Annotated in this window: 8 protein-coding genes; 3 read left to right on the forward strand and 5 right to left on the reverse strand. The window is 39.1% G+C overall.

Annotated elements, in window-relative coordinates; translation table 11 throughout:
* Window positions 1–87 precede the first annotated feature (87 nt).
* From yicI to acsn021_RS17260, 3 genes are all read right to left on the reverse strand, one after another.
* On the reverse strand, window positions 88–2,457 hold the full coding sequence (yicI, locus tag acsn021_RS17250) for an alpha-xylosidase (RefSeq protein WP_184092272.1): 2,370 nt from the start codon (window positions 2,455–2,457) through the stop codon (window positions 88–90).
* Window positions 2,458–2,578: 121 nt separating this feature from the next.
* Entirely contained in the window at window positions 2,579–4,864 is a 2,286-nt protein-coding gene (locus acsn021_RS17255; protein WP_184092273.1) for a glycoside hydrolase family 95 protein, read from the reverse strand.
* 177 nt (window positions 4,865–5,041) lie between these two features.
* Window positions 5,042–7,750, reverse strand: a complete 2,709-nt coding sequence (locus tag acsn021_RS17260) for a bifunctional diguanylate cyclase/phosphodiesterase (protein WP_184092274.1) — start codon at window positions 7,748–7,750, stop codon at window positions 5,042–5,044.
* Between the two features lie 220 nt (window positions 7,751–7,970).
* Between acsn021_RS17260 and acsn021_RS17265 the strand changes: the two genes are divergently transcribed.
* The 3 genes from acsn021_RS17265 (at window position 7,971) to acsn021_RS17275 (ending at window position 12,650) form a co-directional block, all read left to right on the forward strand.
* Window positions 7,971–9,680, forward strand: coding sequence for a S8 family peptidase (locus acsn021_RS17265; RefSeq protein WP_184092275.1), 1,710 nt, complete (start codon window positions 7,971–7,973; stop codon window positions 9,678–9,680).
* Between the two features lie 156 nt (window positions 9,681–9,836).
* Window positions 9,837–10,922, forward strand: a complete 1,086-nt coding sequence (locus acsn021_RS17270; RefSeq protein ID WP_184092276.1) for a trans-sulfuration enzyme family protein — start codon at window positions 9,837–9,839, stop codon at window positions 10,920–10,922.
* Between the two features lie 60 nt (window positions 10,923–10,982).
* Window positions 10,983–12,650, forward strand: a complete 1,668-nt coding sequence (locus tag acsn021_RS17275) for a pyridoxal-phosphate dependent enzyme (protein WP_184092277.1) — start codon at window positions 10,983–10,985, stop codon at window positions 12,648–12,650.
* A gap of 201 nt (window positions 12,651–12,851) precedes the next feature.
* On the opposite strand, the gene carB is transcribed toward acsn021_RS17275, so the two are convergent.
* The gene (gene carB / locus acsn021_RS17280) at window positions 12,852–16,052 is read right to left on the reverse strand and encodes a carbamoyl-phosphate synthase large subunit (protein ID WP_184092278.1); all 3,201 of its coding nucleotides are present in this window, start codon (window positions 16,050–16,052) and stop codon (window positions 12,852–12,854) included.
* Window positions 16,052–17,188 (reverse strand): carbamoyl phosphate synthase small subunit, encoded by a 1,137-nt coding sequence (locus acsn021_RS17285; protein ID WP_184092279.1) that lies wholly within the window; start codon window positions 17,186–17,188, stop codon window positions 16,052–16,054. The genes carB and acsn021_RS17285 overlap by 1 nt, the downstream gene beginning before the upstream one ends.
* Between the last annotated feature and the right edge of the window lie 179 nt (window positions 17,189–17,367).

Consider the following 17,367-nt stretch of genomic DNA (forward strand, 5'->3'; position numbering starts at 1 on the left):
TTCTATTTAAGCTATTATTTTCGTATTTGTCAAGTCTTTCCTAAAGCTGCCCTTTAATACGACTAGGCAGAGTAAAAGCAATTGGGTTTATCCTAAGATACAAACCAACTCTTCTGTCATAGACATGTCACTACTATCAGGAATCAGGAAAGTACCTGTACTGTCTATGTCATATTTCCCTCCGTTGCATGCAGTAACATTTTTTATATTATGAAGATATATTTTATACGGTTTTTTATTAGCATAATGGTTTACGGTTATTTTAATTTGATTTCCTGTTAACAAACTGGATATTTCAAGTTCTAGGTCGGCTTTTATATCATAGAGTTTTGTAGCAGCCATTTTTTCTTCAACTAGTTCATATATTTTGAAGGTAACCTCTTTCGCATAATCATAGGAAGGTGCAGAATCTTTAGCACCGACCGCCAGAATGGTATTTTCCCTTACAAGGCAGGGGAGACTGAAATACCCATGCTGTTCCTTCCGGTAACTACCGCCTCTTATCTTCTCACCGGTGAGATAATTTGTCCAATTACCCATAGGAACATAATATTCTACGACTCCCTCCTCATCAAATACCGGTGCAATCAACAGACTATCTCCAAACATATATTGTTTATCCAAATACCCACAGGCAGGATCTTCCTGAAACTCAAGTACCATACTTCTCATGGTCGGTATACCTGTTTTACTGGTTTCTATTGCATTACGATATATATATGGCATAAGAGATAATTTTAATTTGGTGAAAAATCTCGCTACATCCACTGCCTCCTCATCATAGACCCAAGGTACCCGATAGGAACTACTTCCATGTAGCCTGGAATGAGAGGACATTAATCCAAACGCAACCCATCTCTTATACACATCCGGAGTAGAAGTGTCTTCAAAGCCACCAATATCATGGCTCCAAAAACCAAAGCCTGACATAGTTAAGGATAACCCTCCCCGCAGACTTTCAGACATGGATTCAAAATCAGACCAGCAGTCACCACCCCAGTGTACCGGGAATTTTTGTCCGCCGACCGTAGCACTTCTTGCAAATAATACTGCCTCTTTCTTGCCTCGTTTACGTTCCAATAAATCAAAAACCGTTTTGTTATATAAGTATGTATAATAGTTATGCATTCGAACCGGATCTGCACCGTTATAATATACCACATCCTGAATAGGAATTCTCTCTCCAAAATCGGTTTTAAAGCAGTCAACCCCCATGTCCAGCAAATCTTCCAGTCTTGCAGAAAACCATTCACAAGCACGGGGATTTGTAAAATCCACCAATGCCATTCCCGGCTGCCACATATCCCACTGCCATACATCCCCATTCGTTCTCTTTACAAAATATCCATTTTCCATTCCTTCTTCAAATAATACCGACTCTTGGGCAATGTAGGAGTTAATCCAGACACAAATCCTTAATCCCTTTTCTTTTAAACGCCTTAACATCCCTGCCGGATTTGAAAATACTTCTTTATCCCATCTAAAATCTGACCATTGAAAGCCTTTCATCCAAAAACAGTCAAAGTGGAATACACTCAAAGGAATCTCTCTTTCTATCATGCCATCCACAAAGCTTGTAACAGTTGCTTCATCGTAATTCGTAGTAAAAGACGTAGAAAGCCAGAGTCCAAAAGTCCATGGAGCAGGCAGTGCCGGTTTACCTGTCAAGTCTGTATATCTGGAAAGAGCCTCCTTCATGGTAGGGCCGTTGAAGATAAAATAATCCAGACTCTCCCCGGGAATTGAAAAACCTACTTTTTTTACCATTTCCGAGCTTACTTCAAAGGATACCTTATCCGTACTGTTAACAAAGACCCCATAACCTCTGCCAGATAAATAAAATGGTATGTTTTTATAAGACAGTTCGGTAGAAGTTCCCCCATCCTCATTCCAAATCTCAACGTTCTGTCCATTTTTAACAAATGGGGTAAAGCGTTCCCCAAGCCCATAAATGAGTTCACCTACGGATAGACTTAACTGCTCTCTCATATAAGCATCCTTTGTGTCGGTTTCATGAGCCAATCCAGTAAATTCGGTTTTTACATATGCAAGGTCACGAGCTTTACTAGAAGTTAATTTATATTTTCCCCGATAAAAATTAAGAGCAGCGGTTTCCTTATCTACCGTCACTTTTAAGGAGCCGCTTGAAAGTATATATTCTTTCTCGTCTTCTTCAATGGACAACGCCGAGTTCTCTCCCATATTTAATTCAAAATCCGGCCCATGGTTTACAACGCCTTTATAGTGATACGTTTGGATACGTAATACTTCCGGCACCGGAGCAGATATTTTAATGGTCAGATTAGGTCCTCCCAAAGTATCTCCTCTGTGCTTGATTTTGTGAGTGGGTGCTAAAAAGGTTATACTGGATACATCTCTTTTCGTTTCATACACCTCGGCAGGACTAAATAATTCCGTTCCCTTCCTCTGTACCCAACAGCCATAACTAAACTTCATAACTTTCTCCTTTCATTTATCCTTACTTTAAAGTATATGCTTTTAACAAAAATATACAATGTTATTTACCATAGCTCTCATGTAGTATAGTTGCAGGTTTATCATCCTTTCATAGACTCCATTAAAGCCCCATAACAAAATACATACGGTCTTTTATGACTCTAAAGGTCAGATGGTTCCCCTCCACATGATGAGGAATCGTATTTCCCCAGCTATCAATAATCTTATATTTCTTACTCTTGTGTTTTAACACGCAGTCTCTATCCGCCACTGATACAATTCTTGCCTTAAGAAGTTTATAATTATCCCAGTCTAAATCTACTGTAAATCCACCTCTTGCCCTGATACCTTTTATCGAACCCTTTTTCCAGGCACTGGGCAATGCCGGAAGAAAATCAAGCTCTTCATAATAACTTTGCAAAAGCATTTCAAGAATAGCTGCCGTGCCTCCAAAATTACCATCTATCTGAAAAATCTTCGGCGGATGCAAGTCCAACAAGCTTTCTGTAGCATAATCTCCGATTAAAGCCCTCAGATGCTCCCAGGCTGAATCACCTTTTCCTATTCGCGCATAAAGACAAGCTATCCAGGCTCTGCTCCATCCTGTATATCCTCCCCCTGCACAAATTCGATTTTCAAGAGAAATACACGCTGCCTCAAAAAGCTCTGGTGTTCTCTCCTTACTTATAACCTCCCCCGGGTACAAGCCAATCAGGTGAGAAATATGCCTATGATGGGGCTCTACTTCTTCAAACTCCTTGTTCCATTCCAATAACCCGCCATTGCTTCCAATCTTTAGTTTTGGCAGATTGTTATATAGCTCTTGCCAAATACACTGCTTCTCTTTATCTATCCCGAGGAGTTTGGCAGCTTTTATGGCGTGGGATAATACCTCTGCTGCCAATTCTATATCTGCCGCCGAAGATACACAAATTGTAACCGGCATATCTCCTCCTCCCACAAAACGGTTTTCCGGAGATTGGGAGGGCATAATCTGATATACACCGTCACTGTCCTTAACTAAAAAACTTTCATAAAAAAGTGCCGTTTCCTTTAAAAACGGATATGCTCTATTTCTTAGATACTGCATATCCTGACTATACTCGTAATGCCACCAGATATGTTCAGATAGCCAAGCTGCCACTCCTACCCACACGCTCCATCCATAGGTTTCAGGCGTTGCCAGCCCCCAGGCATCTGAGGATAAAGGAAGCCATAATCCTTCACAACCAAACAGTTTTTTTGCGGCTTCTTTCCCATGAGGCACCATTTTTTCCAGAAAAACAAGCAACGCCTGTGTATATTCCTCCAGATGCCCGCTCTCTGCCAGCCAATAGTTCATTTGCAAATTTATATCATTATGATAATCACAATCCCATGCAGGTGCAATATCTTCGTTCCATTTTCCTTGCAGATTTGCCGGCAGTTCGGCATTGGCAGAAGAGGCACATAATAAATACCTTCCATAATTAAAATACAATAAAGGCATGGTAATATCATTACCACCGTTACGGTATTCCCTGACTCTTATATTGGTGGGCTTTATGTATTCTTTATCCGGTATGGTTAATTTAAGTCTCCCGTAATGATCCTCATGCTCTTTTATATTTTCTTCGAATAATTTCTGCCATGTCTTAACCGGAAGTGGGTACCTTCTGCACTCCTCTAATGGATTTTCTCCCTTGGCACTGGTTCCCATATTAAGAAAAATCAGAATCTCGTTGGCATCCTCTACTTTTATCCGATGGTTTTCAGCCGGAAGTATTCTGCCACCCTGCACTTTTATATCGGCCTTGGCACAAAAAGATAAACCATCATAAAAAGAACCCGACATTATAATTGTGGCAGCACCGGATTCATAGCTGATTTCACAGGTTTTATCAGCAGTTCTTTCCAGCCAGAATACACCAGCAAGTGTTTCCCCTTCAGCAAAAAGACGAATGATAATATAGTCATTAACCAAATGTGCTATAACAGTTCTGGTTATATGCTTTCCGTCTGCATCATAGGAAATTGTTACACATGCCCTGTCTAAATCTAGTTCTCTCTTATAACCTACCGCTTCTCCATGACATAATGAAAATTTAAAGTCTCCCACCGGCTGATAGGAGTCTTCTCTGCTAGGTTTGCCACTGATACCGCCATTGCCTCCCCAAGCTTCATTGGCAAGCAGAGTTGCTTCTTCGTACTTCTCTTTCTCTAATAATCCCCTTACCCTTGACAGATACTCACTTCTGGTTTCATTCTCCCTGTCACGGTTTTGCCCAGTCCATAACCATTCATGATTCAGGGCAATTCTTTCAGTAAAGATTCCTCCTAAAACCATTCCTGCCAAACGGCCGGTGCCAACCGGAAGACCATCCTTCCACTCGCTGGCTGGCTTTGTATACCATAGTCTATTATTCACAAAAATCCCCCCGCTATGAGTTTCTTAAGATTCAACCTAAGTATACTCCATGTCGGGAGGATTTAACTATCCATAAAATTATAGGTAAAACACCTAAATATTTAGTAGTACCATCGTTTCGTATATATAACATATACTGTACAATAAAATTTACGGACATTACATTTATGTAAACAGTTATTTTTTCATAAGTTCTTCAAATTCAGTTACCGGTATAGGCTTTGAATACAGATATCCCTGTGCCATATCACAATATACACTTTTTAGGAAATCTGACTGATTCTGAGTTTCTACCCCCTCGGATAACACCTTCATATTGAGCTGCTTCGCCATGCTGATAATGCTCGATAATATTATCTGTTCCTCCTTTTGCATGTCTCCCTGCCCAAAGAACTCCTTATCCAGTTTAATTACATCCGTAGCCATATCCTTTAATAAATTCAGAGAAGAATATCCTGCACCAAAGTCATCAATAGATACTCCAAATCCTAAACGCCTTAACTCTTTCATGGTATTAATAGCAACTTCTGTATTGCTTAAGAATATGCTCTCTGTCAGTTCGAGCTCTAGGAAATGATAAGGAATCCGGTAGGAATCTACCAGCCTTTTAATATCTCCTACAAAATTTTCATCATTTAGATGAATTCTTGATACATTCACCGAGATAGGTACTACTCTGCGTTCTCCATCAATCCAACGTCTTAAGATTTTGCAGACTTCTTCATAAATATAGAAGTCTAAATTAACAACAAATCCATTCTTTTCAAAAATAGGTATAAAATCATTGGGTGGTACCAGAGAATCCCCTTTTTTCCATCGAACCAATGCTTCTGCTCCTACTAATATATTCTCACTTAATCCGATTTTAGGCTGTAAATAAACAATAAATTCTCCATCCTTAAGAGCCTGTTCCATGGAATTAGTAATTTCAGCTTCCCATTGCAACTTCACCTTCATAGAATTATCAAAGAACTTACAAGTGGTTTTAGGATTTCCTTTTATGCTTTTTCTTGCAATATTGGCATTATCAATAGCAACTGTTATATCTTCCCTTGAATCAACCAAAGACACACCACTGACAATGATGAATTTGGTACTCGGATATTTAGCTTTTTGCATAGAATGAAATTTTTCGTTTATTTGAAAAATATGCTTTTTGAAGCTTTCCTCCTCTTCATATTGCAATACCGCTAAAAAATTATCCTCAGATACTCTGGAAACACCCTCTGTTAGCGTATCTGCTTCTGTAAGGAGCGCAGCAAATTCACACAGAATTTTATCACCCGCCTCATATCCTAAGGTGTTATTAATATACTTAAACTGTGTTATATCCGAGTATACAATTGCATATTTACGGTCTGGGTATTTCTCAAGGAGATTTCTAACATCTTTTTTAAATTTGTGTAGCGTAGGGAGTCCTGTTAAGATATCGTAATTCTTTATTCGATAAAGCTGTTGACTGGCACGTTCAGATGCTCGCATTTTTAGCAAATAAGAAGAAATGATTTTTGTTATGGTAACTAATGAGTCTACCTCGTACTGTGTCCAATACCGGGGTTTTTCACAATCATGTATACTTACACATCCCTTCAACGTCCCATTCTCGAATATGCCGCATTGAAGCAATGCTTTTATCTCCAGATTCTCCATGAGGGTTTTGACAACCTCATCTTCTGTTTCTTCTATATGATTCACATAGTAAATTCCGTTTTCATCAAATGAAATATCAAGATTTTGTACCAGGAGTGGAATTTTATGGCTTAATTCTTCTTTGGCCTGTATCCCATCCTTTGAACTAAAATAAGTGGCTGATAAATCTGAAGAGGATGTAGTATATTCCAGTATGCAGATATGGTCACAATCAAATTGAACCCTGACTTTATTTAACAGAAGATTTATTGCACTGTTGACGTCCTTTGTCCGGGACATAATATCAAAGGCAAAGGCCGTTATTTCTTTATCGAAATTACTGCTTCCATAGGCCCTGGTTTTATTAATTATATATTTTTCATAGCAATCCCTGTCAATATACTGTTCTATTTTTTTTATGTCAGGAGTTGATATACCAGTATGCGGGATATCAGTATATACTGTATCAGTATATAACATATCGGGATATAACATATCAGGATATAACATATCCTGGTAAAAGCTATAGAAATTATTCCTGTTTTCTCGTGTTTTCATCAGTGCTGCATCTGCTTTTAAAAATAATTGCATATAATCTGCACCGTCTTCTGGGAATACGGCAATACCAATACTGCAAGACATCTGATAGCTTCTGTCTTCTCCAGTATAAGTGCCGCGGAACACAGAATAAATCTCTTCCGCTTTTTCTTTTAATAACTCTATCTCTTGAACATTTTTAAGGAAAATGAGAAATTCATCGCCTCCGATACGTCCGGCTATGTCTGTATCGTAAAATATTTTACGCAGAGAATCCGCTATATTAACCAGTACCGTATCACCAAATATATAGCCCAGATTCTCATTTACAGTATCAAAATTGTCAATATCAACAATCATTAATGCATGTCTGGAACCCGGTTCTGCTTTTTCTAGAAATTCTTCTATGATTCTCTTGCTGTACTCTTTGTTATACAGCTTTGTAAGCGTATCCTGTTTTTCTAAGGCTTGTATACGGTCACTCTCCATTTTTTTACGTTCCTTCTGACGGAGCAGTTCCTGTTTTATCTCATCCCAATTGCCGCCGTCAATTAAAGTTGAATAAATGGTATCATTATATATAAACTCTATGTAATTATCTTTTTCAATATAGTTACTGATTACTCCATCAGGCAATGAAATATTAGAAAAGAAATCCATTAATTGATCTTTCGTATAAATATTTTTTCTTTTGAATGTTCTTTTATCTTTATCAATCATGTTATGTTTTTACCATCCATGTTAGGTTTTTTCCATCTTCCTTGATGTTTTATAAGTTATAATCAAAAAATATTATATCATGAATTGATACTTCCTACAACCAGAAAATCATGAAAATACTGGCAGTTTCTCTGATTCCTAAATTAGAATCCATGGCTAGAATATTACCATGATTTACTCATATATTTAATTAGTAAGAACTTTTATTGGAGATGAAGGCTTGGATCAAGATTGCAGAGATTTTATTTTAAATGAAGATTACACCGATTTGATTTTTCAGTCCGGCCAGCTGCTGGAACGGTTTACATCTTCGATAACCGGTACCTGTCAGACTCGGCTAAATAATACCCATAACGTTGTCTATACTCCCATCACCAGTCTGCCTGAAAATCTAATTCAGGAATATGGTTATGGTGTCCTTCCAAGCTGTTTCGGTTTACTGGATACAGGAAGCCTTGAAGCATCAGGTGTCACCAGAATACGTAACATCCCGGCATTTAATCTTCGAGGGGATGGTATATTAATTGGTATCATTGATACTGGTATAGATTACAGACACGAAGCCTTCCGCAAAGCAGACGGCACCTCAAAAATTATTTCAATCTGGGATCAGACAATTCAAACCGGGCCTGCTCCGGAAGGCTTTTTTTATGGCACCGAGTACACCCAGGAACAGATAAATCTTGCCCTGCAAAGCGAAGATCCTCTCTCAGTTGTGCAAAGCATTGATACGGAGGGACACGGTACTTTTTTGGCCGGTATTGCTGCTGGTACACCAAATGACGCTAACAACTTTGCCGGAGTGGTGCCGGAAGCTGAAATCATCGTTGTGAAGCTGAAACAGGCAAAGCCTTATCTTCGTAATTTTTTTCTTATTCCTCAGGATGTTGTGTGCTTTCAAGAAACGGATATCATATTTGGAATTAATTATCTTCTGGATGTTTCCTCCCGCCTTAGCAGACCCATCAGTATCTGTATCGGTTTTGGCACCTCTCAGGGTGCTCATGATGAACGGGGTGTTTTAAGCTCTTACCTGTCCCTGGTGGCTGATGCCAGAGGTGTAGGGGTTACAATTGGAGGAGGCAATGAAGGTAACAGAGGTCACCATTTTCAAGGTACAGTAACAAACGGAGCTGAGTTTGTTACTGTTGAACTTCGAGTAGGAGCCGATAATTTAGGATTTTCCATGGAGCTGTGGGGTGATGCTCCTAGTACCTTCTCTATTGATATACTCTCTCCCACTGGTGAGTTTATACCAAGAATTCCCGCCAGACTTGGTGAAACCAGAGTAATTCGATTCATTTTTGAAAATACTGTTATCTTCGTGGATTACGAATTGGTAGAATCCCAGACCGGAGACCAGCTAATTTTGATGCGCTTTCAAGCTCCTACCGAAGGAATCTGGCGTTTTCGAGTATACTCAAGCAGTGACCTGGCTGCAAATTTTCATATATGGCTCCCTATAACAAATTTTTTAGATTCGGATACTTTCTTTACTGAACCAAGCCCCTATACAACGCTTACCTCTCCTGCCAATACTCTGATTCCTATTATTGTTACAGCCTATGACTATACCAATGACAGCCTGTATATCAACGCCAGCAGAGGTTTTACCAGAAATAACAATATAAATCCGGACCTGGCTGCACCAGGGGTTAATTTAATCGGACCTGATTTGAATAATAGTTATACCACGAGCAGCGGCACTAGCTTATCGGCTGCTCATACTACAGGAATAGCCGCTATGGTCTTACAATGGAGCCAGTCATCTGGTACTTTTGCACAAGTAGATAGCGTAGAAATAAAAAATCTTTTGTTGCGAGGTGCCAAAAGAGACCCAAACCTCTCTTATCCAAACAGAGAATGGGGCTATGGAATACTCGATATCTATAGCTCCTTTAACAGCTTACGGGGTGATACCCAACCCTAAGAATTGCTTGCTTTCATTTTACAAAAGTAAGAACCTATTTTAGAACTTCACATACAATATAGTATACATATCTGTTTAGAATGATATACTTAACCCATTAAAACATATCTGCCTGTGGCTCAAAGCTTGCAGGTCTGGAAAGGCGTGGATATTTATATGAATTTTGATTCTAAAGTAATTCATGGTGGTATCTCTGAGGATGAAACCACCGGTGCTGTTAATGTACCTATCTATCAAACTTCTACATACAGACAACCAGAAGTAGGGAAACATAAAGGTTTTGAATATTCCAGGACAAAAAATCCAACCAGATATGCTCTTGAGACCTTGGCAGCCGAACTTGAAGGCGGACTAACCGGTTTTGCATTTGCCTCCGGACTTGCTGCTTTATCCACAGTTCTACTCTTATTCAAGGCCGGAGACCATATTATACTTTCTGATGATGTTTACGGCGGAACCTTTCGTGTAGTTGACAAAGTATTTACAAATCTCTCAATCTCCTATACTTCAGTGGACACCAGCAATCTGGACTTATTAGAACAAGCAATAAAAGCGGAAACAAAAGCCATATTTATAGAATCTCCTACCAATCCCCTTATGAAACTTACGGATTTGAGGGCGGTTGCTGCACTTGGTAAAAGATATGGCTTACTTACGGTGGTAGATAATACCTTTTTTACACCCTATCTTCAAAGACCTTTGGAAGACGGTATTGATATTGTAATTCACAGCGCCACTAAGTATCTGGGAGGACATAGTGATGTGGTTGGAGGGCTTGTAGTGGTAAACCATCCGGATTTAGCGGAAAGGCTCCAATTTTTGCAAAATGCGGTTGGTGCTATACTGGGACCTCAGGATAGTTGGCTCTTAATACGGGGTATCAAAACCTTGTCCCTTCGTATGGAAAAATCTCAGGAGAATGCAAAAAAAATTGTAGAATACCTAAAAAATATGAAAAAAGTTAGTAAGATCTATTACCCCGGTAAAGGTTCTATGATTTCTTTTGAACTTGATTCTGCTGAATCTGCCCGAACTTTATTAAATCAGGTAAAAATGATTGCTCTGGCAGAAAGTCTTGGAGGAGTGGAAAGCTTAATCTCTCTTCCAGCAGCTATGACCCATGCCTCCATTCCAAAAGAAAAGCGTGAGGCTTTGGGCATCAAAGACAGCCTTGTCCGCCTTTCTGTGGGAATTGAAGCCTTTGAAGATATAATTGCAGATATAGAAAGAGGTTTATTATAACCTAATGGAAGGAGCTAGAAAGCAACCCCACACTTATCTTACGTGTGCCATGCAAAAACTATGAACTATTATAAGGATATCAGAGAATTAATTGGTAATACCCCACTTTTACAGTTAAATAATCTTACCTCCTATCCTACTATTAATCTTTTTGGCAAGCTGGAGTTTTATAATCCCGGTGGAAGCATAAAAGACAGGGTAGGATTAAAGATACTTACTGCCGCAAAAGAACAAGGACTTCTTAAACCCGGTTATACTATTATAGAGGCTACTGCCGGTAATACCGGTCTTGGGCTTGCTATTGCCGCATTTGAGATGGGTTATAAGCTTAAACTATTCATTCCTGAAAAGTTTTCTATGGAAAAACAAATTCTGATGCATGCTCTAGGAGCCGAAATTATACCAACTCCATCAGAAGAAGGCATTGAGGGTGCTATGAAACGAGCGGCTGCGTTCGGAAAAGAGCTCCCAAATGTGTTTTTGCCAAAGCAGTTTGAAAATGAATTGAATGTGCAGGCACACCGAATTACCGGTAAAGAAATTTATGACGCTCTTGATGGTAACGTTGACATCTTAGTGGCAGGAGCAGGTTCCGGAGGAACAATTGTAGGTATATCTTCTTATATAAAAGAACAAAAACCAAATGTGAAAATTGTTCTAGCAGATCCAGTAGGTTCCATCCTAGGTGGAGGTGCAAAAGGCACTTATCATATTGAAGGCATTGGGAACCACTTTATTCCAAAAATTTTCGATGCATCTTGTATTGATGAAGTAGAAAAAATATCAGATGAGGAAGCTTGGTACTATGCGCAGCTGCTAGGTAAAAAGGAAGGAATTCTAGCAGGTTTTTCCTCCGGTGCGGCCATTGCTGCAGCAGTAAAACAGGCCTATAAAGAAGGGATTAAAAACCGGGCAGAAAACCATACAAATACCACCAATAACTCTGACTTACAAAGACCTTTAAATATTGTGGCCGTTCTCCCAGACAGAGGAGACCGGTATTTTAGTCAAAAATTATATGATACCGATGTGAACTTAGCAGATCAGAAATTTAACTTTTTATTTGACAGTTGGTCAGACTCCTATGACCGTACCGTCTATGAAGACCGTGGAGAATATAAAGAAGTCTTTGAAGACTATCAATTGATATTAGATACTATTGCTGCAGAAATAAAAAGAAAGAACGATTCCTTGGTTCTGGACATCGGTTCAGGTACCGGCAACCTTTCCTTTGCTGCTAGAAAGCTGGGTTACCAGGTTATAGGACTTGAGCCTAATATAAAGATGCGCTCCATATCCAAGAAAAAATACCCTGACCTTACGGTACTGGAAGGTGGCTTCCTAAACATTCCCCTTGAGAATAACAGTCTGGATGTAATAATAAGCAGTTATGCATTTCACCATCTGAGTAACGATGATAAGGCAGATGCTGCTAAGGTTTTTTATGAAAAATTAAAACCCGATGGAAAAGTTATTCTCGCTGACACTATCTATGAAAGTCCAGAAATAAGGGATGTATTATTGGCTGACAGCATAGAAAAACAATATCTTTCTCTGGCAGAAGATTTAAAAACAGAATATTATACGACACAGGAGGTACTTACAGAACTCTTTAAAGAGGCAGGTTTTTTAGTAACCTATCAGAGAATGAATAAATTTGTATGGATATTAACTGCTATTAAAAAGAAGGAATACATTCTTCTAGAAGAAGTAAAAGGTAATGAGTAAAAAGATGACTGTCCGATTGCCCTATCCCCAGCGACTAAGGCTTTCTGACAGTCTCTTCTTATTTATACATATTATATGCTTGAATTTTATACTTACTTAAGGAGTACACACTACTAACCATCTCATAAATATATGATTACATATTTCATGCTTCTCTACACACTGCATTAATTGCAACAAATTTGCCTGCTGTAATATCAACTACAGTTTTGATATATCTATTAAGGAAATGTTGTCTATATCCGCATTTTCCAAGCTGGTTACTAAAGCATTGGCAGTATCTAGAGAGGTTAAGCAAGTTACTCCGGTCTCAATAGAGGTTCTGCGGATTAAGAAACCATCTCTTGATTTATCTCGTCCCTGTGTTGGTGTGTCAATTACCAGATCTATTTCATGTCCGAGAATTAAATCGATAATGGTAGGTGCTTCTTTATCTAGCTTATTAACAGGTATGGCTTTTACTCCATTTTCGTTCAAAGCTTTTGCTGTACTTCTGGTTGCATATATTTCATAGCCAAGTTTCTTAAATCTCTTACCTACTTCTACTGCTTCCAGTTTATCGGAATCTTTCACAGTTATAATCATCTTCTTGTGCTTTGGAAGATTGATTCCTGCTCCCAAGAAAGCTTTATATAACGCTTCATTAAAGGTCTTTGCAATTCCTAAACATTCTCCGGTTGATTTCATTTCCGGTCCTAAGCTGATGTCAGCACCATACAACTTTTCAAAAGAGAACACCGGCATCTTAATAGCAATATAATCCGCATTGGGGGCAAGTCCGGTTCCATAACCTAAATCCTTTAACTTCTGTCCCAGAATAACATTGGAAGCCAGTCCGACAATTGGAATTCCGGTTACCTTACTGATATAAGGTACGGTACGGCTGGAACGAGGATTTACCTCTATTACATAAACTTCTTCATTATATACAATAAACTGAATGTTGATTAATCCGATCACATGTAATGATTTTGCCAGCTTCCTGGTATAATCTACGATAACATTTTGTATCTTTGGGGTGATATTTTGTACCGGATATACAGATATACTATCTCCTGAGTGGATACCTGCTCGCTCCACATGCTCCATAATACCCGGTATCAGAATATCTTCTCCGTCACATACGGCATCAACTTCCATTTCCTTACCCATGAGATATTTGTCTACAAGAATAGGATGTTCTTGTACATTCAAATTGATGATGTCCATAAATTCCCTGATATCTTCATCACTTATGGCAATCTGCATACCCTGTCCACCAAGTACATAGGAAGGTCTAACTAAAACTGGATATCCCAGCTCGTTAGCAACTACAATCGCTTCTTCCGTTGTATAAACAGTCTTTCCTGCGGGTCTAGGTATACAGCATTCCTCTAGAATAGCATCAAACAACTCCCTGTCTTCTGCGGCATCCACATTCTCAGCGGAAGTACCAAGTATAGGAACACCCATCTTTAATAAACTTTCCGTTAACTTGATGGCTGTCTGTCCACCAAACTGTACAACGGCACCGTCGGGCTGCTCCAAGTCTACAATGCTTTCCACATCTTCAGGTGTTAATGGTTCAAAATATAACTTGTCAGCTATATCAAAATCCGTACTTACAGTTTCAGGATTGTTGTTTACAATTATGGTTTCATAACCGGCTTTTCTAAGTGCCCATACGCTGTGAACGGAACAGTAATCGAATTCAATACCCTGACCGATACGAATTGGCCCAGAGCCCAATACCATTATCTTTTTCTTCTCTTTAACAGGAGTGACTTCATTGATACTGCCAAAGCTGGAATAATAGTACGGTGTGCTGGCTTCAAATTCTGCTGCACAGGTATCAACCATTTTGTAGGCCGGTGTAATCTTATATTCTTCCTTACGAAGCTTTCTGATTTCTGCAAGGCTCTTTCCAGTAAATTCTGCAATCACTCTGTCCGGAAATTCCAGGCGTTTTGCTTCTGCCAATAAATCTTCTGTTAATGGGTTTGTCTTTAATTCCTGCTCCATCTCAACAAGTATTGCTATCTTATCTAAGAACCATTTATCTATCTTTGTAATATCATTGATTTCTTCAAAGGTTATTCCTCTTCTTATCGCTTCAGCTATAACAAAGAGTCTTCTATCATCGATTAGATGCAGTTTTTCTCTGATATCTTCTATAGAATTCTTACTGTAATCACCGTAGCTTAAGCTATAGACATTCTGCTCTAACGAGCGAAGTGCCTTCATAAGTGCTCCTTCAAAATTAGTACAAATACTCATTACCTCACCGGTAGCTTTCATCTGCGTGGTTAAGGTTCTCTTTGCCATGATAAATTTATCAAAAGGCCACTTAGGAATCTTCACAACTACATAGTCCAGTGCAGGCTCAAAGCTTGCATATGTTTTACCAGTAATAGCGTTCTTTATTTCATCCAGATTATAACCTAAGGCAATCTTAGCAGCTACTTTAGCTATAGGATATCCGGTAGCTTTTGATGCTAAAGCAGAAGAACGGCTTACCCTGGGATTTACTTCGATAACACAGTACTCAAAGGTTTCAGGGTGTAAGGCGTACTGCACATTGCAGCCTCCCGTTATATTTAATTCTGTTATAATGTTAAGTGCTGAGGTTCTTAACATCTGGTATTCTTTATCGGATAGGGTCTGGGAAGGAGCTACTACAATACTATCTCCCGTATGAACACCTACCGGGTCAAGGTTCTCCATATTACAAACTGTAATACAGTTCCCCTGGTTATCTCGCATAACTTCATATTCAATTTCTTTCCAACCTGCAATACAGCGTTCAATTAAGCACTGTCCGACACGGCTAAGTCTTAAACCATTGGAGCATATTTCCTTTAACTGTTCTTCACTCTGGGCAATACCGCCGCCGCTTCCACCAAGAGTATACGCTGGACGAACCACTACCGGATAGCCGATTGTAGCAGCAAAAGCCACTGCGTCAGGTACAGTAGTAACTACTGTACTGGGCGCACAGGGCTCCCCTATTTTTTCCATGGTTGTTTTGAATTCCAGACGGTCTTCTGCTTTTTTAATCGTTTCTGAGGTTGTACCGATTAATTTAACATGATTCTCTTTTAAAAAACCGGATTCCTCCAGTTCCATAGCAATATTAAGCGCAGCTTGTCCTCCCAGGGTAGGAAGTACACTATCCGGTTTCTCTTTTATTATTATCTTTTTTACAATGTCTGGGGTGAGTGGTTCGATATAAACCATGTCTGCGATGTCTTTATCGGTCATAATAGTAGCTGGATTGGAATTCACCAGTACTACAGTTATGCCTTCTTCTTTTAAGGAACGGCAGGCTTGCGTACCTGCATAGTCGAATTCCGCTGCCTGACCGATAACAATAGGGCCGGAACCGATTACCAATACCTTTTTAATCTCTTCTATTCTTGGCATTATTGTACCTCCATCATTTCAATAAACTCGTCAAAAAGAAACTCTGAATCCTGCGGACCTGCACATGCTTCCGGGTGGAATTGAACAGTAAATATATTTTTTCCTAAATAACGATATCCTTCAATGGTTCCGTCGTTAGCATTGATAAAGCTTTTCTCAGCAACATCTGCCTTCATGGTTCCGTCTTCAACCACATAACCATGATTCTGGGAAGAAATATATACTCTGCCGGTTTTTAAGTCTTTTACCGGATGGTTGGCACCTCTATGCCCATATTTTAATTTTTTAGTATCGCCGCCGTTGGCAAGAGCCATTAACTGATGTCCTAAGCAAATGGCAAAGATAGGAGTATTACTTTGATATAATTTCTTGATTTCTTCTATGATTTCTATACATTCCTTCGGATCTCCAGGACCATTTGATAGCATGATACCATCGGGATTTTCTTTTAATATTTCGTCTGCTTTTGTAAGTGCGGGATAAACAGTAACATCACAGCCTCTTTTTAATAAGCAATCTGTAATATTGTCCTTAGAACCATAATCCAGTAAAGCTACTTTAAAGTTACCTGTTTTATAAGGACGGGTTTTTAAACCGCTTCTTGCCTTTTGTGCATCTGTTGGAACAAATTCCTTTGCCAAAAAGGTCTTTTTCTCCTTGCAGGTTACTTTTTCAACCACTTTCTCTGTTTTGTGACCTTTTAATTTTTGAATGACCTCTTCCAATGCAAAGTTACTATTGGTTGTAATCATACCGTTCATGGTACCTTTTTCCCTTAGGATTTTTGTTAATGCTCTGGTATCAATACCAGCAATTCCCGGAATATCCTTCTTTATCAGGAAGTCCGCTAGGGTATCCTCGCTACGGAAGTTACTTGGGCGCCGAGCAATTTCTCTTACAATATATCCGTCTACCCATGGCTTTTTCGATTCCATATCTTCATAACAGATTCCGTAATTACCAATTAACGGATAGGTCATAACAACCGCCTGGCCTGCATAAGACGGGTCCGTCAACACCTCGAGATATCCTGTCATTGAGGTGTTAAATACTATTTCACTAATCATATCTCGTGTCGAACCTATACTTGTCCCTGTGAAAACATTACCGTCTTCTAGTATTAGATAAGCTTTCATAACTTCCACCTGTTCCTTTCAAATAATGTAGCAACCTTTACTTCTGTAGTCAAACCATGCTGCTATGTTGCATTTGCCCGTAAAAATAAGTATACCTATAGTAAAACGGTATACTTCTTACACAAATCAGGCCTACAGATACCCAAATTGTTAGTATTCTATCATATCTCTTATTAAAA

It is taken from the genome of Anaerocolumna cellulosilytica, from assembly GCF_014218335.1.
In the GTDB taxonomy this organism is placed as follows: Bacteria; Bacillota; Clostridia; order Lachnospirales; family Lachnospiraceae; genus Anaerocolumna; species Anaerocolumna cellulosilytica.

What these genes read in the sequence shown, in the direction of transcription:
- yicI (WP_184092272.1), bottom strand. Translation starts at nt 2,457, where the DNA reads ATGAAGTTTAGTTATGGCTGTTGGGTACAGAGGAAGGGAACGGAATTA.
- acsn021_RS17260 (WP_184092274.1), bottom strand. Translation starts at nt 7,750, where the DNA reads ATGATTGATAAAGATAAAAGAACATTCAAAAGAAAAAATATTTATACG.
- acsn021_RS17270 (WP_184092276.1), top strand. Translation starts at nt 9,837, where the DNA reads ATGAATTTTGATTCTAAAGTAATTCATGGTGGTATCTCTGAGGATGAA.
- acsn021_RS17275 (WP_184092277.1), top strand. Translation starts at nt 10,983, where the DNA reads ATGAACTATTATAAGGATATCAGAGAATTAATTGGTAATACCCCACTT.
- carB (WP_184092278.1), bottom strand. Translation starts at nt 16,052, where the DNA reads ATGCCAAGAATAGAAGAGATTAAAAAGGTATTGGTAATCGGTTCCGGC.
- acsn021_RS17285 (WP_184092279.1), bottom strand. Translation starts at nt 17,188, where the DNA reads ATGAAAGCTTATCTAATACTAGAAGACGGTAATGTTTTCACAGGGACA.